The organism is Dactylosporangium sp. CS-047395 (genome assembly GCF_050942185.1).
In the GTDB taxonomy this organism is placed as follows: domain Bacteria; phylum Actinomycetota; class Actinomycetes; order Mycobacteriales; family Micromonosporaceae; genus Dactylosporangium.
This window is the reverse complement of the sequence record NZ_CP192015.1, coordinates 6,597,407-6,619,439: the sequence shown is the minus strand read 5'-3', so window position 1 is coordinate 6,619,439 and position 22,033 is coordinate 6,597,407. Positions and strand designations below refer to the sequence as shown.

The window sequence follows — 22,033 nt, the reverse complement described above, 5'->3', positions numbered from 1 at the left end:
CGCGGGCCCCGCGCGGCAAAACGTCAGGCCGCGATCGCGTCGCGGACGAGCACGTCGAGCAGCGCCGGAAAGGACATACCGGACACCGCGAACATCCGCGGCACCTGCGAGTGCGCGGTCATCCCCGGCGTGGTGTTGATCTCGTTCAGCACCGGCCCGCGCTCGGTGAGGAAGAAGTCGACCCGGGCGACCCCGGCACAGCCCAGCGCGTCGTACACGGCCACCGCCGCCTCCTCCAGCTCCTTGCGCTCGCCCTCGTCCAGCGGGGCCGGGATGCGGAACTGCGGCGTCCCGTACTTCGCCGCGTGGTCGAAGATCTCCCCGTCGGGCAGCACGACCTCCAGCGCCGGCGCCACCACCCGCGACCCGTCCCGGCGCCCGAGCACGGCCACGTCGATCTCGCGGCCGGCCACCAGGTCCTCCACGAGCACCCGGTCGTCCAGCGCGAACGCCGCCCGCAGCGCCGGTGCCAGCGCGGACTCCTCCCGCACCAGCGTGACGCCGAGGCTGGAGCCGGCCGCGACGGGCTTCACGACCACCGGGTTGCTCCAGGTGTACCGCATGCTGCCCCGCGTCAGCAGCCGTCCCGGAGCGGTGGCGATCCCGAGCGCCTCGGCCACCAGCTTGGTGGCCCACTTGTCCATGCCCAGCGCGCCCGCGCCCAGCGGCGAGCCGACGAACGGCACGCCGGCCAGGTCGCACAGCGCCGCCAGGGTGCCGTCCTCGCCGTGCGGCCCGTGCAGGACCGGGAACACCACCGCGCACGAGCCCAGGATCTGCACGGCCCGGGAGAACTCGATCGCCCGGTCCTCGGGGTCCAGCCAGACCCCGGCCGGGTCGATGGTGAGGCGGACGACCTCGTGGCCGGCCTCCTCCAGGCCGTCGGCCACCCCGGCCGCGGAGGCCAGGGAGACGTCGTGCTCGCAGTTGCGGCCGCCGCCGATCACGGCCACGCGGATGGGGGTCATGGGGCACTCCTTCGATGCAGCCGGGCGCTGAGGCCCGTGACGATCTCGTGTTCGAGGGTTTCGGCCCAGCGGGCCCATTGCGCCGTGGTCGGCTCGCCGTGTGCGCCCGGCCCGAACACGGTCACCGCGTCGCCGACCGCGGCCCGGGTGTCGCGGCCGAGGTCGACGACGGTCATGTCCATGGAGATCCGCCCCGCGACCGGGCGCCGCGCCCCGGCCACCCAGACCTCGGCCCGGCCGGACGCGAGCCGGGGGAGCCCGTCGGCGTATCCGACCGGGATCAACCCCAGCCGGGTGGCCCGAGGCGCCGTCCAGGTGTGCCCATAGCCGACCCCCGTGCCGGCGGGCACGCTCCGGATCGTCACCAGTGGCGCCGTCAAGGTCAAAGCAGGCCGCAGTTGTACCGTCTGTGACTCGTCGATCCCCACCAGTCCCGCGCCGATCCGGCTCATCGTGTGGTGCGAGCGCGGATCGCTGAGCGTGGCGGCGGTCGCGGCCAGGTGGTGATCGGCCGGCCGCAGCCCCGCCGCCCGCGCGGTGCGCAGTCCCCAGGCGAACCGGTCCCGCCCCGCCGCGTCGGCCGGGTGGCCGGGCCGGTCGGCGCACGGCAGGTGCCCCATCACCCCGACCACCCGCACCAGCCCGTCCAGCTCGGCCCGGCGGGCGGCCCGGCACAGCGCGTCCCAGGCGGCCGGTTCGGCCCCGTCGCGGCCCATGCCGGTGTCGAGCTGGAGGTGGATGCGGGCGCCGGGCGCGGTACCGGCGACGGCTTGTAAATGCTCAATGCCCGGCACCCCGAGCTCGATGTCGAGCGCGACCGCCCCGGCGAAGTCGGCGTCCACCGGGTTGAGCCAGCTCAGCACCCGCTCGGTGAGCCCGGCCGCGCGCAGCGGGCGCGCCTCGTCGATGCTGGTCACGCCGAGCCGGGTGGCCCCACCGGCGAGCGCCGCCCGCGCGACGCCGACCTGCCCGTGCCCGAACCCGTCCGCCTTGACGACGGCCATCACCTCGCCGGCCGTGCGCGCCTTGATCGTGCGCACGTTGCCGGTGACCGCGCCGAGGTCGACGTGCAGGGTGGCCTGTGGCCGTAACGCGAGGAGGCTCATCGGGCGACGGGCCCGTACAGCGCGGCGCCGGCCCCGGTGGCCAGCGCCCAGTAGCGCTTGATCGTGCGCACGTTGCCGGTGACCGCGCCGAGGTCGACGTGCAGGGTGGCCTGTGGCCGTAACGCGAGGAGGCTCATCGGGCGACGGGCCCGTACAGCGCGGCGCCGGCCCCGGTGGCCAGCGCCCAGTAGCGGTCGCCGTAGGACCAGTGCCACCACTCGGTGTGGTAGTTCACCAGCCCCTCCCGCCCCAGCACCCGGGCGAGCAGCGCCCGGTTGGCCCGGGCCTCGGCGCTGATGTGCTCGGCCGCGAAGTAGCAGCGCCCGCCGGACGCCTCGGGGGTGGCGTCGATCGCGGTGCCGAGGTCGAGCTCCACCCCGGCGTCGTCGGCGAGCGTCAGGTCCACCGCCGCCCCGGCCACGTGCGGCGCCACCGCCAGCGGCGCGACGAACCGGCTGGTGAGCGTGTGCAGCTCCGGCTCCCCGATCCCCGGCCGCACCGCCCGCAACTCGGCGGCGTAGCGGTCGATGATGGCCTGCTGGCGGTACGCCGGACGGTACCCTTCGACCACGAGCAACCGGATCCCGCCGGGCAGCGCGGCCCGAGCCGCCTGCAGTCGAACCGCCAGCTCGCGCCGGACCAGCGCCCCGGCCGCCCCGAACCCGTCGTCGAGCGCGACGAGCGGCTCGTCTAGGTCGCAGACGGGCACCGCGGACACCAGGGGATCGGACAGCAGGACACTCATGGCGAATAGGCTGGCCCGCACCCCACCCCCGATGCCTCCGCCTGAGGTGCCGATGATCGGTCCTCGAGGCTGAGATACTCGGTCTGTGGTCCCTGATGAGCAGGAGTGGGCCGACGCCGCCGAGGCGGCCCGCCAACGCGGCGAACGGGCCCGCCGCCGCGCGGCCGAGGCCCACGCGCGCGCCGAGGAGATCGGCGCCGGCCTGCGCGCCTTCGGCGACTCCGGCGCGGCCCGCGCGGTCTCCGACGCCGACACCGCGGGCCGGGCGGCCGAACGCGCCGTGGCCAGCCGCGGCGCGGCCGCCGACGCCCACCGCCGCGCCGCCCACGGGCACGACCTGGCGGCCGATGCCTACCTGCGCGCGGCTGCGACCGACCCGGACCACGCCCGCGAACACCGCCGCCAGGCCGAGGAACACCGCGACCGAGCCGAACAGGCCCGCCGCGACGCCGAAGCTGACTCGCTCTGAGTTGCTCTAGGCGGGGGAGCTTCGCTCCACCCACACCCCCTCAAGACCGCGCCGGCTCCAACTGGCGGCCGACGCCACTTCGGCACGCGGTCCTGCGCCGGGCGCGTTGACACCGGCCGCGGGCGATGCGACAGCACGCCGTCGAGACCGCGCCGGCTCCGACGGCGGCCGACGCCCTCTTCGGCACGCCCCGACCACGGCCTTCCGCGGAACCGGCGGCGGCTGCTGGACGTCCGGCATCGGTCGCGGTGGTCGACGGCCGGTGTCGTCGCCGGCGCCGTCTCCAGCCGGCGCGGGTGTCGGCTAGCGGTCGGCGGTGGGGGCGAGGTTCTGGTCGGTGGTGGCGGCCCAGGAGGCGAGCAGCACCAGGGCGTGCGCCGTCGGGGAGTCGGGCTCGGCGGCGTAGATGGTCAGGGCCAGGTCCGGGTCGGCCTGCAGGTTCATGGTCTCGTAGGCGAGGGTGAGGTCGCCGACGACGTGGTGGTGGAAGTGTTTGACGCCGGTGCCGTGGATGCGGACGTTGTGCGCGCCCCAGCGGCGGCGGAAGTCGTCGCTGCGGGTAGAGAGTTCGCCGACCAGGTCGTGCAGGGCCTTGTCGTGGGGGTCGATGCCGGCCGCGGTGCGCAGGTTGCCGACGGTCATGTCGGCGAAGCGGTCCCAGTCGGGGTAGAAGCGGCGGGCGGCGCTGTCCAGGAAGGTGAAGCGGGCGAAGTTCGGGTTCGGGTCGGCGAAGACGTCGGCGAGCATGGCGCGGCCGAGGAAGTTGGCGGCCAGCAGGTCGGAGCGGCCGTTGGCCACGATCGCGGGGCTGGTGATGGCGTCCAGGGCCCACTGGAGGCTGGGCCGCACGGTGCGCGGCTTCGGGCGGCGGGACGGGCGGACCAGGGCATTGCTGCCGTTGGCCTCCTGGGCCAGGCGGAGCAGGTGGGCCCGCTCGGCGTCGTCGAGGCGCAGGACGCGGGCGATCGCCTCCAGGACGCCCGCGGAAACCCCGGCGAGGGAGCCGCGTTCGAGTTTGGCGTAGTACTCGACGCTCATGCCGGCCAGGGCGGCGACCTCGCTGCGGCGCAGGCCCGGGACGCGGCGCTGGCCGGCGACCGGGAGCCCGGCCTGCTCCGGGGTGATTTTCGCGCGGCGGGAGGTCAGGAAGTCGCGCACCTCGGCTCGGTTGCTCACCCCCCGACGGTACGGCCGGGGGCGTTCCCGAGGGGTGTACTGGCGGTACACCTTTCGGCAGTGACTCGCACCGCCCGCGGGACGTGTGATGGTGTAGTCCCATGCTCAGTGTCAACGCCATCTCCGCTCCGTCGGCCACCGGACCGCTGGAGCGCTCCACCATCCAGCGCCGCGACCTCGGCCCGCGGGACGTGCTCATCGAGATCCGCTACGCCGGCATCTGCCACTCCGACATCCACACCGTGCGCGGGGAGTGGGGCGACATCCAGTACCCGCTGACGGTCGGGCACGAGATCGTCGGGCGCGTCGCCGAGGTCGGCGCGGACGTCACCAGGCACGCCATGGGCGACCGGGTCGGCGTGGGCTGCATGGTCAACTCGTGCCGGGAGTGCGAGAACTGCCGGGCCGGGCAGGAGCAGTACTGCCTCAACGGCAACACCGGCACCTACAACAGCGTCGACCGCGACGGCACCGTCACCCAGGGCGGCTACTCGACCCACGTCGTGGTCGACGAGCACTTCGTGCTGCGTGTGCCGGAGTCGATCCCGTACGAGGCGGCGGCCCCGCTGCTGTGCGCCGGCATCACCACGTACTCACCGCTGCGGCACTGGAACGCGGGCCCCGGCACCAAGGTCGCCGTGGTCGGCATGGGCGGCCTCGGTCACATGGCGGTCAAGCTGGCCGTGGCCATGGGCGCCGACGTCACCGTCCTGTCCCAGACCCTGGGCAAGAAGGACGACGGCCTCGCCTTCGGCGCCGGCGACTACCAGGCCACCAGCGACTCCTCGACCTTCGAGGCGCTCAAGAACCGCTTCGACCTGATCATCAACACGGTCAGCGCGCCGATCGACATGCGCTCCTACCTCGGCCTGCTGCGCCTGAACGGCACCCTGGTCAGCGTGGGCGCCCCGCCGGAGCCGCTCGCGGTGCCGGTGTTCGCGCTGTTCAACAACCGGCGCACGTTCGCCGGCTCCAGCATCGGCGGGATCCCCGAGACCCAGGAGATGCTGGACTTCTGCGCCGAGCGGGGGATCGCCCCGGAGGTCGAGGTCATCCCGGCCGACCAGGTGAACGAGGCCTACGAGCGGGTCCTGCGCTCCGACGTCCGCTACCGGTTCGTGATCGACATCGACACCCTGCGCTCCTGAGCCGGCCCGCCGCTGGATCGCCAGCCAGGCGATCCAGCCGGCGCCGACGACGAAGCCGAAACTGATCAGCCGGTACAGCACCACGGCCGCGATCGCCGCCGGAATGGCGACGCCGCCGGTGACCAGGCCGAGGATCAGCGCGCTGTCGACGATGCCGAGGCCGCCGGGGACGATCGTGATCGCGCCGGCGGCCACGGCGGCACAGAAGGCCGGCAGGACCTGGGTGGGCCCGGTCGCCGGCGCGCCGACGGCGTGCAGGCACAGCCACAGGCATACGGCGTCGAGCATCCAGTTGAGCAGCGCGAACCAATTCGCCGCGGCGCAAGGTCAGCCGGGCCGGCCGACGAAGCCGCGGATGCGGTCCAGGCCTTGCGCGGGCGGGCGGGGCGCGGGCACCGGCGGTACCATGGCGGCGGTTGCATTTTGATCGTGCCGGTCATGGACATGGCGGTGCTCAGAGGACGTCGCGGCGGCGGAAGCCCGCGAAGCCGATGACCGTGAACCCGGCGGCCGCGAGGGCGACCCAGCCGAGGCCGGACCAGCCCGGACCGGCGGCGGTGACGTTGGGGACGTGCCACAGCGGGCTGATGCCGAGGACCCAGTCCCAGAGCCGGAACATCGGGCCGAGCAGGGTCAGCGCGAAGGTGGCCACGACGCCGAGCCAGCCGGCCAGCCGGACGCGCGGGTTGGCGCCGACCGCGGCCAGGGCGAGCCCGACGATGGTCCACACGGCGGGGACGGTCGCCGCGGCCTGCAGGACGACGTCCCCGACGGCGATGCCGGGTTCGGCGGCCGCCGCGACGAGCCCGATGACGGTACCGGCGATCAGGAGCGCCACCGCCGGCCCGGCGAACGCGATGACGGCGTTGCTCGCCAGGTACTTCGCGCGGTTCAGCGCGCCGGCGAGGACCGGTTCGACGCGGTACTCGAGCTCCTCGGCGTGGACGCGCATGACGATCTGCACGCCGAACACCGCAGCGATGATGCCGGCCAGCTGCAGGATCGTGACCAGGAAGGCGAAGATCAGCCCGGCCTCGCTGGTCGCGCCGGCCTTGATGAGCCCGCCCAGGTTCGGGTTGGACGCGAAGACGTCGCCGACGGCGGTGGCCAGGAAGCCGAACACCAGGCCGAGGCCGGCGAACGCGACCAGCCAGGAGATCAGCGCGCCGCGGTTGATCCGCAGGGCCAGGCCCCACACCGAGGCGACCGCGCCGCCGCGGGCCGGGCCGCGCCGCGGGGCGATCAGGCCCTGGCCGAAGTCGCGCCGGGCGTGCAGCGCGAGCGCCACCGAGGCCAGGACGACCGCGAACCCGGCGGCGAGCAGCAGCGGCCACCAGTGGTTGCCGGCCGCGGGGCGGACCTCCTCCAGCCAGCCGAGCGGGGTCAGCCAGACGGCCCGGTCGCCGGTCTGGCTCGCGTCGAGGTACCCGCGGACGACGAACGCCACGCCCAGGGTGGCCACCGCGATGCTGTTGGCGGCGCGCGCGTCCGACCCGATCTGGGCGGCGATCCCGGCGACCCCGGCGAACATCAGCCCGGAGGCGGTGAACGTGGCCGACAGCGCCAGCGAATTCACCCAGCCGCCGCCGCACGCGACGGTGACCAGCCAGGACACCACGCCGAGGGCGAGCGAGGCGAGGACCGCCAGGGCCAGCGCGACGGCCAGGCGGGTCTGGCGGCCCATGACCCCGGAGGCGAGCAGCTCGGCCTGGCCGGAGTCCTCCTGGGCGCGGCTGTTGCGGACCACGATGAAGATGGCCATCAGCGCGGCGAAGAACCCGCCGAGGGCGCCGGCCCGCCAGGCGTTGAACCCGTCCGCGGTGAGCAGGTCGCGGGCCGGGCCGAAGATGAGGCTCAGCGCCGGGTTGGCGCCGAGGGTCGCGGCCAGTTGCCGCCGGGCGGCCAGGTCGGGGAAGACCCAGCCGTAGGCGAGCACCGAGGTCGCCGAGAGGGGCCGTGATGAGCACGACCCAGGGCGCGATGTTGCGAGCGTCCTGCTTGAGCGCGGCGGGCAGCAGCGGGCTCGGGTTCATGCCGCATCCCCGTACTGGCGCAGGAAGAGCTCCTCGAGGGACGGCGGGGCGACGGTCAGCGAGGTGATCGGGTGCCGGCCGAGCGCGGCCATCGCGGCGCTGAGCCGGTCCGCGTCGACGGTGCCGGTGAACCGGTCGCCCCGCAGCCGCGCGTCGTGGATGACGCCGAGCCCGTCCAGCCCGGCCGGCGGCTGCGCGAACACGGCGTGGATGGTGGTGCGGGTGCGGCCGCGCATCTCGGCCAGGGTGCCGGTCGCGACGACCTTCCCGGCCCGGATGATGCTGATCCGGTCGGCCAGGGCCTCGGCCTCGGTGAGGATGTGGCTGGACAGCAGCACGCTGCGGCCCCGCGCCTTCGCCTTGGCGATCTCCTCCTGGAATACCGCCTCCATCAGCGGGTCCAGCCCGGACGTCGGCTCGTCCAGGATCAGCAGGTCGACGTCGGACGCGAGCGCCGCGACCAGGGCCACCTTCTGCCGGTTGCCTTTCGAGTACTGCCGGCCGCGCTTGGTCGGGTCCAGCTCGAACCGCTCGATCAGCTCCCGGCGGCGCGTCTCGTCGAGGCCGCCGCGCAGCTTGCCGAGCAGGTCGATCGCCTCGCCGCCGGTCATCCCCGGCCACAGCGACACGTCGCCGGGCACGTAGGCCAGCCGCCGGTGCAGCGCCACGACGTCGCGCCACGGGTCGCCGCCGAGCACCCGCACCTGCCCGGCGTCGGCCTTGAGCAGGCCGAGCAGGACCCGGATGGTGGTCGACTTGCCGGCGCCGTTGGGCCCGAGGAACCCGTGCACCTCACCCGGCGCGACGTGCAGGTCCAGGCCGTCGAGGGCGCGGAACGCCCCGAACGACTTGACCAGCCCTTGCACCTCGATCATGACTCCGCCCTTCGATTTCAACGAGTGATGAGTTCTCGTCGACGGTAGGACTCCACGAAGGTGAATGTCAACGCATGATGAAATCCGTCAGCGGCGTCACATCGCGAGCAGGAGCCGCAGCGCCGCAGTGCAGACGACGCCGGCCACGATGCACGTGACATGCGAACGCCCGAGGGCCCGCAGCGCGACGGCGGCGGCCAGCCCCGGCAGCAGCGTCCAGTCGACCTCGCGCCAGCCGGCCCCCAGCAGGTCGACGGTCAGCAGCGCGGCGAGCAGCACGACGGGCAGAGCGTCGGCGACCGCCTGCACCCGGGGCGGGACCGTGCGGCCACCCAGAAGAGCCGGACCGATTCCCTTGTACAGCATGTTCACGACCGCCAGCACGCCCGCCGCAATGAGCATCCTCGTCATGGCCGCACCTTCCCCAGCGCGCCCGCCGCGATGAGCTTCGGCGTCGTGGCCGTGGCGTTCCGCGGTGCGTCCGGTGTGATGACCTTCGGCGTCATGGCCGCAGCTTCCACAGCGCGACGGCGGCGGCGAGCGACAGGGCGACCCCCGGTGGCAGGAACCGGCAGCTCGCGGCGATCGCGGCGGCGGCCACGCCGAGTGGGGCCAGGCGTGGGTCGGTGCGGAGCGCGTCGTACAGCAGAAGCCCGAAGAACCCGGGAAAGACCAGGTCGAGGCCGGTCGCGTGGAGGGCCGCGCCGCCGGGGACGAGCAGGGCGCCCAGCGCGGTGCCGAGGATCCAGGCCGGCCACTGCACCAGCGTCGCGCCGAACATGAGCCGCCGGTCCAGGCCGCCGCCGGGGAGCTGGGCGGCCACCCACGAGCCGTCGACCACGGCCTGCCCCTGCACCGCGCGCCGCCACGGCCCGCCGGGCAGGTGCCGGGCGGTCGCCGCGGCCATCGGCACGAACCGCAGGTTCATCAGCGCCGCGCTGGCCACGGCCGGGCCGAGGCCGCCCCCGGCGAACGCGGTGACCAGCGCGAACTGGGCCGAGCCGGAGAACACCAGGGCCGACATGGCGATCGCCAGCCAGGCCGGCCAGCCGTGGCCGACCGCGAACGCCCCGAACCCCACCGCGAGCAGGAACGACCCGGCCGCGAGCCCGGCCCCGACACGCAACCCGCGCGACCATCCATCCATGCCCCTCGTCGTCCCCGCCTCTCACATGGTCTAAACCCGCTTAGACCATGTACATTGGATGGCGTGTACGAATGGCGCTTCGTCGGCGGCCACTTGGCCCTCGACCTGTGCAACACGCTGTCCTGGCGGCTCGACCCGGCCCGGGCGGTCGACCGGCTGAGCTCGCCGGACCTGCTGGCCGCCTGGTTCACGGCCGCGACCGGGCGGACTGTGCCCGTGGACGATGCGGCGCTGGCCCGGGTCCGGGAGTTGCGCGCGGTGACCGTCCGGCTTTTTGATGCGCACCTCGCCGGGGCGGCGGCTGCGCCGGGGGACGTGCGGGCGGTGCACGCCGCCTGGATGGCCGCGCTCGCCGAGGCGGAGCTGCCGGGCCGGTTGCCCCTGGTCCCCTCTGCGCGCGGCCTGGTCCCGCACCTCGTGCTGGCTACGGTGGAGCTGCTGCAGCGCCCCGACCTGACCGACCTGCGGCGCTGCGACGGCGACGGCTGCGGCTGGCTGTTCCTGGACACCACCCGCAACCACAGCCGGCGCTGGTGCGACGCGGCCGACTGCGGCAACCGGGCCCGGGTCCGCGCCTACACCCGCCGCCGGCGGGGTGCGCGCGGGTAAGCTTGATCAATGTCTGCGAGTCAGGGTGTCGCCCGTCCGATCGTGTACTACGGCGACCCGGTCCTGCACCGCCGGTGTGCCGACGTGACGGTGTTCGACGAGGCGCTCGGCGGGCTCATCGACGACATGTTCGCGTCGATGTACGAGGCCCGCGGGGTCGGGCTGGCGGCCAACCAGATCGGGGTCGACCTGCGCGTGTTCGTGTACGACTGCCCCGACGCGGACGACATCCGGCAGATCGGGCACATCGTGAACCCGCAGCTGCAGACGGCGTCGGCCCTCGCGCCGCCGGACGAGGGGGACGAGGGCTGCCTGTCGGTGCCGGGGCCGCGCGCCTCGCTGCCCCGGGCCGCGATCGCCACCGTGACCGGCGTGGACAAGCGCGGCAAGCCGGTCAGCGTGACCGGAACGGGATACTTCGCCCGGTGCCTGCAGCACGAGACCGATCACCTCAACGGCATCCTGTACGTCGACCGGCTGCCCGAAGAGCGGCGGGAGGAACTGCTGGCCGAGGCGGGTTTGCGCGGTACAACAAATTCTTAACGCGGCTCTGGCACGCTCTTCGCTGTCGGTGGTGCAGCGGGGGCGCATCAACGACTCGGCGCAACGGCGCCCGTCTGCAACACGGTGATCACGATGTCGTCGGCGGCGCCCGTCCTGGACGAGGTCAACAGGTGATCGCACAACTGCTCGGCAGACAGGTGGTGACGGCCCGTGAACAGGCCGGCCGGCTCACGCATGCTCGCATCCATCGCTGCACCCGGCCGCTCGACGAGGCCGCTGGGCTGACACTCGACATGGCTGCCGTGTTCCGGCGCGAGCTCGTCGTTGTTGGGAGCCAGCGGGATCGGGGGCGGATGACCGGCGTCGCACCAGTGCAGCGGGTGGGCGGCTGGGGTGCCCGCCGTCGCCTCGTCCATCGTGGCCCGCGCCGGGTGCTTCAGGCGTCCTCGTCGAACCAGCGGCCGGTGCGGTAGGCCTTTCGGGCGCGCATCAGGTTCGCGGTGATGAGTGTCGCGACGAACATCGGGATGAGCCCCCACCAGCGCAGGCTCGTCGCGGCCAGGGCCAGGCCGCCCAGCATGAGCACGGTCGCGACCGCGGCCTGACGCTTGTAGTTGGGGCGGTTCATGCGGGCCCTGCGCTCGGCCTCGCGCCGTCGGCGTCCCACGCGACCGTTGTACCGCCGCCGCGCAAATCTGTCAGCAGTGTGATCGGTTGGACAGGTCGGCGGGCAAACTGAACGCTCATCGTTCAGTTAACATGGCCGGGTGACGGCAACCGCGGTGCACGGGCGGCCCCGCGATCCCCAGGTGGATCGGCGGATACTGCGGGCCGCGCTCGACGTGTTCGGCGACGTCGGGTGGGCCGGGTTCGCGATGGAGCCCGTCGCACGGCGGGCGGGGGTGGGCAAGGCCTCGCTGTACCTGCGCTGGAGCTCCAAGGAGGCGCTGCTCAACGACGCGCTCACGGCCGGGCTGCTGCGGGTCGAGGACGTCGACACCGGGACGCTGCGCGGGGACCTCGTCGAGCTGGCCACGCAGGTGCTCGACCGGTACGCCGGGCCCTCCAGCCGCGCCGCGCTGCGGCTGCCGCTGGAGATGGGGACCATCCCGGGCGTGGCCGAGCACTACGCGGCGCTGCACAAGGCGCAGATCGCGGCCGCGCGGGCGATCGTGCGGCGGGGGATCGACCGGGGCGAGCTGCCGGCCACGGTGTCCGTCACGCTGCTGCTCGACACGCTCGTCGGCGGGGCGATGATGCACGCGATCAGTACGCCGGCGGACAAGCGCGCGGCGCTGGCCGCGGACACGCCCCGGCATGCGCGCCGGCTCGTGGATTTCCTGCTGCACAACGGGAGCTACTCGTGATCATCACCGGCACCGCCCAGCACGAGGCCTGGCAGGAGCGCGTGCTGCCGCCGGTCGAGCAGGTGCGCCCCGACGTGTGGTCGGTGCCCGTGCCGATTCCGGACAGCCCTTTGCGGTACACGCTGAGCTATGTCTTTGTTGACGACGCCGGTGTGCTGCTGGTGGATCCCGGATGGGACAGCGCCGAGGGGCGGGCCGCGCTCGAGGCGGGTCTGGCGTGCGCCGGCGCCGGGATCGGAGACGTCACCGGGGTCGTGCTCACCCACGTCCACCCCGACCACCACGGCATGAGCAACTGGGTGCGCGAGCGCAGCGGAGCCTGGATCGGCATGCACCCGGCCGAGGCGGAGACGCTGCCGGTGCGCGCGTGGCGGCACCGCGACCCGGGCACCGACCGGGCCTGGCTGCTGCGCCACGGGGTGCCCGCCGACGTCACGGAGGGGCTGGTCATCAGCCACAACCGGATCGGCGAGCTGATGGACATGGCCGAGCCGGACCGCGCCATCGAGGACGGCGACCTGCTGCCGCTGGCCCGCCACGAGCTGCGCGCGATCTGGACGCCGGGCCACACGCCGGGCCACCTGTGCCTGCACGAGGCCGGGGCGGGCGTGCTGCTCACCGGCGACCACCTGCTGCCCCGGATCAGCCCCAACATCGGCATGCACGACGGCTCCGAGGGCAACCCGCTGGGCGACTACCTGGCCTCGCTGGAGATCACCGCGAAGTACACCGCGGAGGAGGCGTTGCCGGCGCACGAGTACCGCTTCCGGGGCCTGGACGCCCGCGCCGCCGAGCTGGTCCGCCACCACGACGAGCGGGGCGGCGAGATTCTGGCCGCGATCGACGCCAACGGCGGTGCGGCGACCGCGTGGACGGTGGCGGCCGGGCTGACCTGGTCGCGGGGCTGGGACGCGCTGCACGGGGTGCTGCGGCGGCTGGCCCTGGGGGAGACCCTGGCCCATCTGGAGCACCTGGCCGCGATCGGCGCGGTGCGGGCCTCGACCGGTGCCGACGCCCTGGTCCGCTGGCGCCGGGCCGCGACCGACTGAGTGACACCCGGCTGACACCGGGGCTCGGCTAGGTTGGGTTGCGGCCCCACCGGGCGGTGGCCGCGAGCGCGATCGGGCTGCCGGCGCGCTCGGCCGGCCAGAACAGGTCGAATCGCAGGCTCGGCCCGCCGTGGACCGGGCGGACAGTGAACGCCGGGTCGGCGAAGACGCCGATGTCGCCGCCGGTCTCCAGCGGCAGGATCTCCGCGAGCACGCCGGTCCGGCGCACGTGGTCGGCGAGCGTGGCCCAATCGGCGTCGGGGTGCGTGCCGACGCCGACGTGGTCCCGGCCCCACACCTGGCCCATCCAGATCGGGTCGAGCGCGGCGAACGGATCGTCGTGCCGCATGGCCACCCGGGTGCGGTGCGAGGCCACCATGACGTGCTCGGCGCCCTCCGGGGCCGTGAACCGTCCGGAGAGGATCACGGCGTCGAGGTCGCCGCGGCCCAGGTCGTCCACCAGCCGGTCGCACGGTTCCAGGACGACCTCGACGTCGAGGCCGAGTTCGGTGAAGAGGCCGGGCGGCGTGAAACGTGAGCCGCCCAGGCGCGGCTTTCGGTCCATGACCTCAGTGTGGCATCGCGAGCAATCGATTTATAGCACGACCGTCACCGGCCAGCGGCCGCAGCGGACCAGTTTCACCGCGATCGAGCCGGCCAGCCGGTGCAGCGCGCCCGCCGAGCGGCCCACGATCACCGCGTCCGCGTTCAGGGCCTGCGCCACCGCGACCAGCTCCGTGAACGGCTCGCCGGTGCGCACGACGAGATGGGCGTCGACGTCGAGGCGGGCGATGTCGCGCTCGACCGCGTCGCGGAGTTGCCGCTCCACGGCGTCGTGCGCGTCCACCACGTTGAGCGCGGCGTGCCCGCCCGAGTCGGCCAGGGACAGGACGGTGGCGGAGAGCGTGCGCACGTACACGGCGACGAGGCGGCTGCGCTGCCGCCGGGCCAGTCCGACCGCGTAGGCCGCGGCGCGCAGGGACGGGATCGAGCCGTCGACGCCGACCAGGATCGTCCCGGGACCGTCCCCGGGGGTGCGTGCGGGGGTCATCACAGCCAAAAGCATAACGCGCGAATATAAGTAGGTGATATAAAGGACGGGTGTCCAAGATCCTCGACGGGGCGGTGCTCGCCGTCAGCCTGGAGCGGGTCGTCTCGCTCCTGCGGCGGCTGGCCCCGGCGGACGACGTGTCGCTGACCAAGGCGGCGACGCTGCGGACGCTCGACGTGCACGGGCCGTGCCGCCTGTCGGAGCTCGCGGTGCGCGAGGGCATCACGCAACCGGCCATGACGCAGCTCGTCTCGCGGCTGGAGCAGGACGGCTACGCCGAGCGGCGCTCGTGCGCCGGCGACGCCCGGGTCGTGATGGTTCACCTCACCGCGGCCGGGGCAGACGTGCTGCGCCGGCGCCGCGCCGCCCGGGCCCGCCGGATGAGCGAGCTGGCGGAGCACCTCAGCGCCGAGGACCGCGCCGCGCTCGCCGCCGCGTTGCCGGCCTTGGACCGGCTCGTCACCACCGATCCGACCCTCCCCGGGAGTACCTCCGTATGAACCAGCACAGTCCGGCGACGGCCAGTCCGTTCCGCCAGCCGAAGGCGGTGTGGGCCGTCGCGTTCGCCTGTGTCGTGTCCTTCATGGGCATCGGCCTGGTCGACCCGATCCTGCCCGCGCTGTCGCACCAGCTGCACGCGTCGCCCAGCCAGGTGTCGCTGCTGTTCACCAGCTACCTGCTGGTGACCGCGGTCGCGATGCTCATCACGAACATGGTGTCCAGCCGCATCGGGCCCAAGCGCACGCTCATCGTCGGCCTGGCCATCATCGTGGTGTTCGCGGCGCTGGCCGGCACCTCGGACAGCATCGGCGGCATCGTCGGCTTCCGGGCCGGCTGGGGACTGGGCAACGCGCTGTTCATCGCCACCTCCCTGGCCGTCATCGTGGCCTCGGCGAGCGGCGGGTTCGGCGGGGCGATCATCCTGTACGAGACGGCTCTGGGCATCGGCATCGCCGTGGGCCCGCTGCTCGGCGGGACCTTGGGCGGGATCAGCTGGCGCGGGCCGTTCTACGGCGTGAGCGTGCTGATGTTCATCGCGCTCGTCGCGACCATCACGCTCGTGCCCAGGACGCCGAAGCCGGCCGAGCGGACGAGCGTCATCGCCCCACTCGCCGCGCTGCGCCACCGCGGGCTGCTCATCATGAGCCTGACCGCCGTGCTGTACAACTGGGGCTTCTTCACCATGCTCGGCTATGCGCCGTATCCGATGGAGCTCAACGAGCACAAGCTCGGCCTGGTCTTCACCGGCTGGGGGCTGCTCGTGGCGATCTTCAGCGTGGCCGTCGCGCCCCGGCTGCAGCGGCGGTTCGGCACGGCGAAGACGCTGTACGCCAACCTGTTCCTGCTCGGCGTGGTGATGACGGTCATCGCCGCCTTCACCGACTCGCCCACCACCGTCATCGTCGCGGTCATCGTGTGCGGCGCGTTCATCGGCATCAACAACACGCTCACCACGCAGGCGGTCATGACCGTGGCGCCGGTGCCGCGGCCGGTCGCCTCGGCCTCCTACGGCTTCGTGCGCTTCATCGGCGGCGGCCTGGCCCCGTTCGTGGCCGGCAAGCTCGCCGACCACTACAACATCCACGTGCCGTTCTACCTCGGCGCCGCGACCTTCATCCTCGCCATCTTCGTGCTCGCCACCGGCCACCGGATCCTCACCGACGCGGAGAACGCCGCCGAGGAGGCCGCGAGCGGTGCGGCCGCCGCACCCGTCGGCGAGATCGTGACCGTCGGGCGGACCGGCGCGGCGAACGGCAACCGCCCGGTCGTGGTGGCGGTCGACGCCGGACCGTCCGCGGCCGCGGTGACCGCGGTGGCCGCCGAGCGCGCGGCCGAGCTGCACGCGCCGCTGGAGCTGCTGCACGTCCACGAGATCGCGATCGTCGGCGAGGACGCGGTCGACCGCGAGTCGTACGAGCAGGCCCGCGCCCGCGTCCAGGCCGCCCTCGACGACCTGGCGGCGCGCGGCGTCGCGGCCTCCGGGCACGTGCTGCGCAGCGTCGCCGACCACGGCCACGCCGGCAGCCTCATCGCCAAGCACGCCAACGCGGTCGGTGCCCAGCTGGTCGCCATCGGCGCGCCCACCCACGGCGACGTCGCCCACCTGCTCGACGGCAGCGCGAGCCGGCGGCTGGTGGAGGAGTCGGGCTGCGAGGTGCTGGTGGTTCCGCCAGGCGACGGGGCCGGCAATGGGAGCGCTACCGACCTGTTGTCACACCGAAGTGGGGCCGAACTTCGTTCGCGGGACGGATTTTAGTTTAGGCAGTTCGTTTTATGGTTAGGTCATGATGTCCGTCGAGACCCGGCACGATCTCGAGCGCGAGATCACCTGGATCACCGCCGCCGGGGAGCTGACCACCGAACGCAAGCACCGACTCCGCAGCGCTGTGAGCAAGGCGCTCGTCGCCTGCCCGCGGGCCGTCATCGTCGATCTCACCGACTTCGATGATGCCACGGGCACGGCGGCGCCGCTCTTCCACGCGGCGCAGGATCGGGCTTTGCGCGACCACGGGGTGTCGCTGCTGTGGGTCGTCCCGGCCCACGGCACGCTGCGCACCCGGCTCGCCAACCCGTTCTGGCACCGGGTGTTGCGCCTGTACGACACGCTGCCCACCGCCGAAGCCGCCGCGCTGCACGGACCGCCGCTGCCGGACCGGTTCAGCCTCGTGCTGCCGCCGGACGCGTTCGCCCCGAGCCGGGCCCGGTTGCTCGTGCACGAGGCGTGCATGGCCTGGCAGGTGCCGCACGTGGCCACCGTCGCGCGCCGGATCGTCTTCGAGCTCGTGCACAACGCCGCGACCCACGCCGGCACCGAGGTGGTGCTCTCGGTGAGCCGCCGCGGCAACTACCTGCACATCTCGGTGCGCGACGGCGATCCGCGCCCGCCGACGGTGGTGCCCAACGCCCGCCGGGCCGACGTGCCGGGCGACGGGCTGCACATCATCGACCGCAACGCCACGATGTGGGGCTGCCTGCGCAACGAAAAGGGCAAGATCGTGTGGGCCGCGATCTGGTTGCCGATCATGCACTGAAGGTGACCGATATGTTCGGTAGGCCGGGCTGATGGGTATCAGGGTGGGCGAATCCGGTTCCACCCGAGGAGACCCCCATGCAATCGGAGCTGCGAACCCTGGAGCGTCACGCGCGTCCGCTGCACGGCGTGCTGGGCTGGTGGGCGGTGACGAGCTTCGGCCTGGTGAGCGTGCTGGTGGCGGCGCTCGCGGCGTTCTGGCCCGGCACCATGAAGGCGGTCGGGCCGGCGGCGCTCGGGGCGTGGCTGCTGTTCACCGCGTGCGGGCGCTTCGGCGGCGGGCAGTTGCTGCGCGCACGGTACGGCGGCCCGCTGATCCTGCAGGCCGGCCCGGCGCTGCTGGCCCTGGCGGGGGTCGTGCTGGTCCGGTTGCCCGAGGCCGATCCGTCGGTCGGGGTCTCGGTGGCCGCCCTCGCGTTCGGCATCGCCGCGGCGGTCGACGGCGCGGCCGCGCAGCCGTTGCCGAGCCTGCCCCGCCTCGGCCTGCGGGTGCGCGCCGGTTCGGGCCTGGTCGCCACGATCGCCATCGCCGCCGCGCCGGTGGCCGGCCTCATCGTCGCCGCGGCCGTCATCGGGGCCGGTGAGCTGTTCCTGGCCGTACGGCTGCTGCCCGAGGTCGAACGGCTGGCCGCGATGGCCTCAAGCGGCGACGGGGACCTTGCCCCGGAGTTCGTCCTCGGCCCGCTCCTTGCGCAGCCCGCCGCGATGGCCTCAAACGGCGACGGGGACCTCGCCCCGGAGTTCGTCCTCGGCCCGCTCCTTGCGCAGCCCGCCGGCGAGGTAGGTGGCCAGGGCGAGCAGTGGCAGGCCCCCGCCGAGGAGCGCGACCGCCGGCCAGCCGCCCAGGTGCCAGGCGACGGTGCTCAGCTGCGCGCCGGCCGCCCCGCCGAGGAAGAACGTCACCAGGAACACCGTGTTGATGCGGGCGCGCGCTGAGGGCTCCAGGCGGTACACCACCTGCTGGTTCGTGATGAGCAGGGTCTGCACGGCGGCGTCGATGACCAGCGCGGCCACCGCCAGCAGCACGATCCCCGCAATGCGCCCCGGCAGCGCGGTCACCGCCCCGGCCGCCGCGAACGTGACGCCGGCGACGAGCAGGCCGGCCACCGTGCTCCGCCGCGCCCAGCCCCGATCGCTCCACCGCCCGGCCGCGGGCGCGATGAGCGCGCCACCCGCCCCCAGCAGCGAGAACAGACCCACGTGCAATTCCGAGAGGTTGTACGGCGGGCGCGTGAGCAGGAAGCCCATCGTCGTCCAGAACGCGGTGAACGAGCCGAACAACGCGGCCTGGAACAGTCCCCGCCGCCGCAGCGTCGCGTGGCGCACCGGCAGCGCGAGCGTGCTGCGCAGCAACTGGCCGTACCCGATGGCGGTGGACGGTTCGCGCACCGGCAGCATCGCGCGCAGCGCCACCGCGAGGGCGAGCATGAACCCGGCCGAGAGCGCGTAGACCCAGCGCCAGCCGAGCGCGTCCGAGACGACCCCGGAGAACGCGCGGGCGAGCAGGATCCCGGCCAGCAGCCCGCTCATCACCGTGCCGGTGACCCGCCCGCGGTCGGCGTCGGAGGCCAGCCCGGCCGCGAACGGCACCAGGATCTGCGCCACCACGGACACCGCGCCGACCACGACCGACGCCGCCAGCAGCACCCCGAACGCGGGCGCGGCCGCCGCCCCCACGAGCCCGGCCGCCCCGACGAGCAGCAGCACCGTGACGAGGGTGCGCACGTTGACGCGGTCGCCGAGCGGCCCGAGGAAGAACAAACCGACGGCGTACGCGATCTGGGTCGCCACCACGATGGTCGACACGGTGACGTCGCCGACGCCGAACGCCTGGCCGAGGACGGGCAGCAGCGGCTGCGCGTAGTAGAGGTTGGCGGCGGTGAGCCCGCACGCCACGGCCAGCAGCCCGATGAGCCCGCGACGCATCCGATGTGCACCTTCCTGATCACGTTCCGAGCGGGACCGTAACAGTCCCCGTACCGCGGGCGCTGTGATGCGCTTTACCCTTTGGTGGTGATCGATGGACGGGCCTCGGCGGTGCGGGCCGTCGCGGCGCTGCTCGGCCTGGGCACGATCGAGGTGCGGGCCCTGGCGAGCGAGCTGCGGCTGGGCACGATCGCGGCGTACGAGATGGATGACGCGTTCGCCCGGATGCACATGATCGCCGAGGTGGTGCACGACTTCCCGCCGGTGCTGGCCCGCACGTTCGGCCGGGAGCGCGCGGCCCGCGAGACGCTCGTGTGGCGCTGGGGCGTCTCGACCGACGCCGCCCGGGAGTGGATCGAGGACGCGCTGGCGGAGGCGGGGCCGCAGTTCCGCCGCTTCCCCGAGCGCCTCGAGCGCGAGCACCGGCGCTGGATGGCCAAGAACCCGCGCCGACGCTTCTAGAGCAGCGCCTCGAGCACGGCCTCGAAGCCGTGCCGGATCCGCTCGGGCTTCAGTTGGAGCCCGTGGCGCTGGTGGTCCAGCACGGTCGGGTTCAGCAGGGCCAGCAGGACGCTCGCGGTGTAAGGCGCGTCCAGGTCACGATCCAGGGACCGCAGCAGGTGTACCAGATGCAGCTGATACGTCGGATACGGCCCGCTCGCCCAGCCGTGCGGGCCCTTCTGCGTGGCCAGCAGGCGCAGCTCCCACTGGTCCCATTGCAGGTCCAGCAGGGCATCCAGGAACGCGCGGATGCGCTCGTGCGGCGGGGCGCCCGGTCCGAGCGGGGGAGGCCCGGACAGGAACGCCTCCTGGAACCGCAGCTCGTGGTTCTCCAGCAGCGCGTACGCCAGGGTGCCGACGTCGCCGAAGCGCCGGTACGCGGTACCGACGCCGACTCCGGCTTCCCGGGCGACCTCGTCGAGGGCCAGTCCGGCCACGCCGCGGGCCGCCACGATGCGCAGGGCGGCCTCGACGAGCCGCTGCCGGTTGCGCGCGGCGTCGGCCCGTTCGGGCGGCGGTTGGCCGATCAGCGGCAGCGACATGTGAGCATCCTCCCATCCCTTGTAAGCGGAAGAAGTTCCACTTAGTCTCGACCACGTAACCGGAATAGTTTCCACTTCAGGAGGCGTCATGGGCGCGAAGGTCGCCGTCATCTACTACTCGGCCACGGGCAACGTGCACGCCCTGGCCTCGGCCGTCGCGGAGGGCGCCGAGTCCGCCGGCGCCGAGGTGCGGCTGCGCCGGGTGCCGGAGCTGGCCCCGGACACCGCGATCGACGCCAACCCGGCGTGGCGCGCGCACGTCAGCGCGACCCCGCACGTCGAGGTGGCCACGCTGGACGACCTGCGCTGGGCCGACGCCTACGCTTTCGGTTCGCCGACGCGGTACGGCAATGTGGCCGCCCAGCTCAAGCAGTTCATCGACACCACGGGTAGCCTGTGGTCGGCGGGCGCACTGTCCAACAAGCCGGCGACGGCGTTCGCGAGCGCCGGCAACCTGCAGGGCGGCAACGAGTCGACGCTGCTGGCGCTGTACAACACCTTCTACCACTGGGGCGCGTTCATCGTCCCGCCCGGCTACACCGACCCGGCGGTGTACGCGGCGCACGGCAACCCTTACGGCACCGCCCACCCCGGCGTCGAGGGCGTGCCGAGCGAGGCGACGCTTGGCGCCGCGCGGTACCAGGGAAGGCGTCTGGCTTCGGTGGCGGCCCGGCTGCTGGCGAGCGCCGAGCTCACCGCGGTCGCGTAGCTGCTTCCGCGTTCGGGTCTTCGGTGGTCGGGTCTTCGGTGGTCCGGTCTTGGGTGGTGCGGCTTTGCGTGGTGCGGTCGCCGGTTGTGCGGTCTTCTGTGGCGGCCCGGTTGCTGGCGAGCGCCGGGCTCACCGCGGTCGCGTAGCTGCTTCCGCGTTCGGGCCTTCGGTGGTCGGGTCTTCGGTGGTCCGGTCTTGGGTGGTGCGGCTTTGCGTGGTGCGGTCTTGGGTGGTCCGGTCTTCGGTGGTGCGGCTTTGCGTGGTCCGGTCTTCGGTGGTGCGGTCTTCGGTGGTGCGGCTTTCCGTGGTGCGGCCTTCGGTGATCCGGTCCAGCCACTCGATCAGGAGCCGGCGCTCGCCGTCGCTGAGCATCGCGAGTTGCGGCGCGAGCGCGCGCAGGGCAACGGCCGCCGCGGTGGACGCATCCTGGTCGGCGGCGGGCGCGTCGGTCAGGATGCGGGCCAGGACGGCGTCCATCATGGCGTCGCCGAGGCCCGGGTCCCGTCGCTCCAGCGGTGCCACGAGCAGCGTCTGGATGGTCCCGACGCCGGCGGCCTGAATGACATCGATCGCATGTGCCTCGGAGACCCGCAGCCGCCCGGTCGCCGCCAGTCGGTGCACCCGGGCCTCGAGGACCTGCCGGCCCCTGGCCGCGGCCGGCGAGTCCAGCACCCGGTCGGGGTCGCTCAGCAGGCGGAAGATCGCCGGGTTGGCCAGGCTGAACTCGACCTGCCGGCGCCAGCTGCGGCGCAGGTCATCGAGCGGGTCGGCGTCCGCCGCGGCGGCGGCCGCCTGACCCGCCGCCTTCTCCGCCACGAACGTGGTCATGACGTGCTCGGCCACCGCCTCCAGCAGCCCGTCCTTGTCCCCGAACAGCCGGTAGATCGTCGGGGCCTGCACACCGGCCCGCTCGGCCACCCCGCGGGTCGTCACCGCACCGGGCCCCACGTCCCGCAGCAGCTCCGCGGCGGCCTCGACGATCGCCATCCGCACGTCGGCCCGATCACTCATGAACCAACGATAACATGAGGTTGCTATCGGCGATTACAGGCGGTACCGTCGTCAGTGTTTCCATTG

At 73.4% G+C, this 22,033-nt stretch carries 27 protein-coding genes and 1 pseudogene; 11 read left to right on the top strand and 17 right to left on the bottom strand.

Translation table 11 applies throughout. The features are described from left to right. Window positions 1-23: 23 nt before the first annotated feature. From ACQP00_RS31195 to ACQP00_RS31180, 4 genes are read right to left on the bottom strand one after another with little or no spacing between them, the layout of a single operon-like run. Entirely contained in the window at window positions 24-968 is a 945-nt protein-coding gene (locus tag ACQP00_RS31195; RefSeq protein ID WP_433201802.1) for a D-alanine--D-alanine ligase family protein, read from the bottom strand. Then, window positions 965-2,074 carry an alanine racemase gene (gene alr, locus ACQP00_RS31190; protein ID WP_433201799.1) on the bottom strand — a complete coding sequence of 370 codons (1,110 nt, stop codon included), beginning with the start codon at window positions 2,072-2,074 and terminating at the stop codon, window positions 965-967. Before alr ends, ACQP00_RS31195 begins: the two co-directional genes overlap by 4 nt. Continuing rightward, on the bottom strand, window positions 2,071-2,211 hold the full coding sequence (locus tag ACQP00_RS31185; RefSeq protein ID WP_433201796.1) for a hypothetical protein: 141 nt from the start codon (window positions 2,209-2,211) through the stop codon (window positions 2,071-2,073). The genes alr and ACQP00_RS31185 overlap by 4 nt, the downstream gene beginning before the upstream one ends. Then, window positions 2,208-2,819, bottom strand: a complete 612-nt coding sequence (locus tag ACQP00_RS31180; RefSeq protein WP_433201794.1) for a M15 family metallopeptidase — start codon at window positions 2,817-2,819, stop codon at window positions 2,208-2,210. The genes ACQP00_RS31185 and ACQP00_RS31180 overlap by 4 nt, the downstream gene beginning before the upstream one ends. 85 nt (window positions 2,820-2,904) lie before the next feature. Here ACQP00_RS31180 and ACQP00_RS31175 point away from each other — a divergent pair, with 85 nt between their 5' ends. Continuing rightward, on the top strand, window positions 2,905-3,288 hold the full coding sequence (locus tag ACQP00_RS31175) for a hypothetical protein (RefSeq protein ID WP_433201791.1): 384 nt from the start codon (window positions 2,905-2,907) through the stop codon (window positions 3,286-3,288). Between the two features lie 303 nt (window positions 3,289-3,591). On the opposite strand, the gene ACQP00_RS31170 is transcribed toward ACQP00_RS31175, so the two are convergent. Continuing rightward, entirely contained in the window at window positions 3,592-4,464 is an 873-nt protein-coding gene (locus ACQP00_RS31170) for a helix-turn-helix transcriptional regulator (protein WP_433201788.1), read from the bottom strand. Window positions 4,465-4,565: 101 nt separating this feature from the next. Here ACQP00_RS31170 and ACQP00_RS31165 point away from each other — a divergent pair, with 101 nt between their 5' ends. Further along, complete coding sequence (locus ACQP00_RS31165; RefSeq protein ID WP_433201785.1) at window positions 4,566-5,612, top strand: NAD(P)-dependent alcohol dehydrogenase; 1,047 nt, start codon at window positions 4,566-4,568, stop codon at window positions 5,610-5,612. A gap of 69 nt (window positions 5,613-5,681) precedes the next feature. On the opposite strand, the pseudogene ACQP00_RS31160 reads toward ACQP00_RS31165, so the two are convergent. The 5 genes and pseudogenes from ACQP00_RS31160 to ACQP00_RS31140 form a co-directional block, all read right to left on the bottom strand. Then, window positions 5,682-5,900 (bottom strand): annotated as a pseudogene (locus ACQP00_RS31160) (UPF0104 family protein); the annotation flags it as partial. Window positions 5,901-6,066: 166 nt separating this feature from the next. Beyond that, window positions 6,067-7,548 (bottom strand): ABC transporter permease, encoded by a 1,482-nt coding sequence (locus ACQP00_RS31155; RefSeq protein WP_433201782.1) that lies wholly within the window; start codon window positions 7,546-7,548, stop codon window positions 6,067-6,069. A gap of 93 nt (window positions 7,549-7,641) precedes the next feature. Next, entirely contained in the window at window positions 7,642-8,520 is an 879-nt protein-coding gene (locus tag ACQP00_RS31150) for an ABC transporter ATP-binding protein (RefSeq protein ID WP_433201779.1), read from the bottom strand. 96 nt (window positions 8,521-8,616) lie between these two features. Next, a complete protein-coding gene (locus tag ACQP00_RS31145; protein WP_433201776.1) occupies window positions 8,617-8,931 on the bottom strand; it encodes an AzlD domain-containing protein in 315 nt (104 codons plus the stop codon). 91 nt (window positions 8,932-9,022) lie between these two features. Continuing rightward, complete coding sequence (locus tag ACQP00_RS31140; protein ID WP_433201773.1) at window positions 9,023-9,667, bottom strand: AzlC family ABC transporter permease; 645 nt, start codon at window positions 9,665-9,667, stop codon at window positions 9,023-9,025. A 63-nt stretch (window positions 9,668-9,730) separates the two neighbouring features. Here ACQP00_RS31140 and ACQP00_RS31135 point away from each other — a divergent pair, with 63 nt between their 5' ends. Both ACQP00_RS31135 and def read left to right on the top strand, forming a co-directional pair. Continuing rightward, a complete protein-coding gene (locus ACQP00_RS31135; protein WP_433201770.1) occupies window positions 9,731-10,276 on the top strand; it encodes a CGNR zinc finger domain-containing protein in 546 nt (181 codons plus the stop codon). A 9-nt stretch (window positions 10,277-10,285) separates the two neighbouring features. Further along, complete coding sequence (def, locus tag ACQP00_RS31130; protein ID WP_433201767.1) at window positions 10,286-10,819, top strand: peptide deformylase; 534 nt, start codon at window positions 10,286-10,288, stop codon at window positions 10,817-10,819. Between the two features lie 47 nt (window positions 10,820-10,866). Here def and ACQP00_RS31125 read toward each other — a convergent pair whose 3' ends face one another. After that, the gene (locus ACQP00_RS31125) at window positions 10,867-11,196 is read right to left on the bottom strand and encodes a hypothetical protein (protein ID WP_433201765.1); all 330 of its coding nucleotides are present in this window, start codon (window positions 11,194-11,196) and stop codon (window positions 10,867-10,869) included. 20 nt (window positions 11,197-11,216) lie between these two features. After that, window positions 11,217-11,447 (bottom strand): hypothetical protein, encoded by a 231-nt coding sequence (locus tag ACQP00_RS31120; RefSeq protein ID WP_433201762.1) that lies wholly within the window; start codon window positions 11,445-11,447, stop codon window positions 11,217-11,219. A 100-nt stretch (window positions 11,448-11,547) separates the two neighbouring features. Here ACQP00_RS31120 and ACQP00_RS31115 point away from each other — a divergent pair, with 100 nt between their 5' ends. Both ACQP00_RS31115 and ACQP00_RS31110 read left to right on the top strand, forming a co-directional pair. Next, entirely contained in the window at window positions 11,548-12,147 is a 600-nt protein-coding gene (locus ACQP00_RS31115) for a TetR/AcrR family transcriptional regulator (protein WP_433201759.1), read from the top strand. Next, complete coding sequence (locus ACQP00_RS31110; RefSeq protein WP_433201756.1) at window positions 12,144-13,196, top strand: MBL fold metallo-hydrolase; 1,053 nt, start codon at window positions 12,144-12,146, stop codon at window positions 13,194-13,196. The genes ACQP00_RS31115 and ACQP00_RS31110 overlap by 4 nt, the downstream gene beginning before the upstream one ends. Window positions 13,197-13,224: 28 nt before the next feature. Here the strand turns inward: ACQP00_RS31110 and ACQP00_RS31105 are convergent, their stop codons facing one another. Beyond that, the gene (locus ACQP00_RS31105) at window positions 13,225-13,761 is read right to left on the bottom strand and encodes a hypothetical protein (protein WP_433201753.1); all 537 of its coding nucleotides are present in this window, start codon (window positions 13,759-13,761) and stop codon (window positions 13,225-13,227) included. Window positions 13,762-13,791: 30 nt separating this feature from the next. Then, on the bottom strand, window positions 13,792-14,247 hold the full coding sequence (locus ACQP00_RS31100; protein WP_433224058.1) for a universal stress protein: 456 nt from the start codon (window positions 14,245-14,247) through the stop codon (window positions 13,792-13,794). Window positions 14,248-14,297: 50 nt separating this feature from the next. On the opposite strand from ACQP00_RS31100, the gene ACQP00_RS31095 reads away from it, so the two are divergent. The 3 genes from ACQP00_RS31095 to ACQP00_RS31085 are packed head-to-tail and all read left to right on the top strand — an operon-like array spanning window position 14,298 to window position 17,279. Further along, the gene (locus ACQP00_RS31095) at window positions 14,298-14,747 is read left to right on the top strand and encodes a MarR family winged helix-turn-helix transcriptional regulator (protein ID WP_433201750.1); all 450 of its coding nucleotides are present in this window, start codon (window positions 14,298-14,300) and stop codon (window positions 14,745-14,747) included. After that, complete coding sequence (locus ACQP00_RS31090; RefSeq protein WP_433201747.1) at window positions 14,744-16,504, top strand: MFS transporter; 1,761 nt, start codon at window positions 14,744-14,746, stop codon at window positions 16,502-16,504. Before ACQP00_RS31095 ends, ACQP00_RS31090 begins: the two co-directional genes overlap by 4 nt. Before the next feature lie 28 nt (window positions 16,505-16,532). After that, a complete protein-coding gene (locus ACQP00_RS31085; RefSeq protein ID WP_433201744.1) occupies window positions 16,533-17,279 on the top strand; it encodes a hypothetical protein in 747 nt (248 codons plus the stop codon). A gap of 710 nt (window positions 17,280-17,989) precedes the next feature. On the opposite strand, the gene ACQP00_RS31080 is transcribed toward ACQP00_RS31085, so the two are convergent. Continuing rightward, window positions 17,990-19,204: an MFS transporter gene (locus tag ACQP00_RS31080; RefSeq protein ID WP_433201741.1), complete on the bottom strand. Its 1,215-nt coding sequence runs from the start codon at window positions 19,202-19,204 to the stop codon at window positions 17,990-17,992. Window positions 19,205-19,291: 87 nt separating this feature from the next. On the opposite strand from ACQP00_RS31080, the gene ACQP00_RS31075 reads away from it, so the two are divergent. Continuing rightward, entirely contained in the window at window positions 19,292-19,666 is a 375-nt protein-coding gene (locus ACQP00_RS31075) for a hypothetical protein (RefSeq protein WP_433201738.1), read from the top strand. Here the strand turns inward: ACQP00_RS31075 and ACQP00_RS31070 are convergent. Beyond that, on the bottom strand, window positions 19,663-20,247 hold the full coding sequence (locus tag ACQP00_RS31070) for a TetR/AcrR family transcriptional regulator (protein ID WP_433201735.1): 585 nt from the start codon (window positions 20,245-20,247) through the stop codon (window positions 19,663-19,665). The two genes, ACQP00_RS31075 and ACQP00_RS31070, sit on opposite strands and share 4 nt — an antisense overlap. An 88-nt stretch (window positions 20,248-20,335) precedes the next feature. On the opposite strand from ACQP00_RS31070, the gene wrbA reads away from it, so the two are divergent. After that, window positions 20,336-20,956, top strand: coding sequence for an NAD(P)H:quinone oxidoreductase (gene wrbA, locus ACQP00_RS31065; protein WP_433201732.1), 621 nt, complete (start codon window positions 20,336-20,338; stop codon window positions 20,954-20,956). Window positions 20,957-21,085: 129 nt separating this feature from the next. Here the strand turns inward: wrbA and ACQP00_RS31060 are convergent, their stop codons facing one another. Continuing rightward, window positions 21,086-21,967: a TetR/AcrR family transcriptional regulator gene (locus tag ACQP00_RS31060; RefSeq protein ID WP_433201729.1), complete on the bottom strand. Its 882-nt coding sequence runs from the start codon at window positions 21,965-21,967 to the stop codon at window positions 21,086-21,088. Window positions 21,968-22,033 lie beyond the last annotated feature (66 nt).

Coding starts and splice junctions, on each gene's coding strand:
- ACQP00_RS31195 (WP_433201802.1), bottom strand. CDS start 968: ATGACCCCCATCCGCGTGGCCGTGATCGGCGGCGGCCGCAACTGCGAG.
- alr (WP_433201799.1), bottom strand. CDS start 2,074: ATGAGCCTCCTCGCGTTACGGCCACAGGCCACCCTGCACGTCGACCTC.
- ACQP00_RS31185 (WP_433201796.1), bottom strand. CDS start 2,211: ATGAGCCTCCTCGCGTTACGGCCACAGGCCACCCTGCACGTCGACCTC.
- ACQP00_RS31180 (WP_433201794.1), bottom strand. CDS start 2,819: ATGAGTGTCCTGCTGTCCGATCCCCTGGTGTCCGCGGTGCCCGTCTGC.
- ACQP00_RS31165 (WP_433201785.1), top strand. CDS start 4,566: ATGCTCAGTGTCAACGCCATCTCCGCTCCGTCGGCCACCGGACCGCTG.
- ACQP00_RS31150 (WP_433201779.1), bottom strand. CDS start 8,520: ATGATCGAGGTGCAAGGGCTGGTCAAGTCGTTCGGGGCGTTCCGCGCC.
- ACQP00_RS31145 (WP_433201776.1), bottom strand. CDS start 8,931: ATGACGAGGATGCTCATTGCGGCGGGCGTGCTGGCGGTCGTGAACATG.
- ACQP00_RS31140 (WP_433201773.1), bottom strand. CDS start 9,667: ATGGATGGATGGTCGCGCGGGTTGCGTGTCGGGGCCGGGCTCGCGGCC.
- def (WP_433201767.1), top strand. CDS start 10,286: ATGTCTGCGAGTCAGGGTGTCGCCCGTCCGATCGTGTACTACGGCGAC.
- ACQP00_RS31125 (WP_433201765.1), bottom strand. CDS start 11,196: ATGGACGAGGCGACGGCGGGCACCCCAGCCGCCCACCCGCTGCACTGG.
- ACQP00_RS31105 (WP_433201753.1), bottom strand. CDS start 13,761: ATGGACCGAAAGCCGCGCCTGGGCGGCTCACGTTTCACGCCGCCCGGC.
- ACQP00_RS31100 (WP_433224058.1), bottom strand. CDS start 14,247: ATGACCCCCGCACGCACCCCCGGGGACGGTCCCGGGACGATCCTGGTC.
- ACQP00_RS31090 (WP_433201747.1), top strand. CDS start 14,744: ATGAACCAGCACAGTCCGGCGACGGCCAGTCCGTTCCGCCAGCCGAAG.
- ACQP00_RS31085 (WP_433201744.1), top strand. CDS start 16,533: ATGATGTCCGTCGAGACCCGGCACGATCTCGAGCGCGAGATCACCTGG.
- ACQP00_RS31080 (WP_433201741.1), bottom strand. CDS start 19,204: ATGCGTCGCGGGCTCATCGGGCTGCTGGCCGTGGCGTGCGGGCTCACC.
- ACQP00_RS31070 (WP_433201735.1), bottom strand. CDS start 20,247: ATGTCGCTGCCGCTGATCGGCCAACCGCCGCCCGAACGGGCCGACGCC.
- wrbA (WP_433201732.1), top strand. CDS start 20,336: ATGGGCGCGAAGGTCGCCGTCATCTACTACTCGGCCACGGGCAACGTG.
- ACQP00_RS31060 (WP_433201729.1), bottom strand. CDS start 21,967: ATGAGTGATCGGGCCGACGTGCGGATGGCGATCGTCGAGGCCGCCGCG.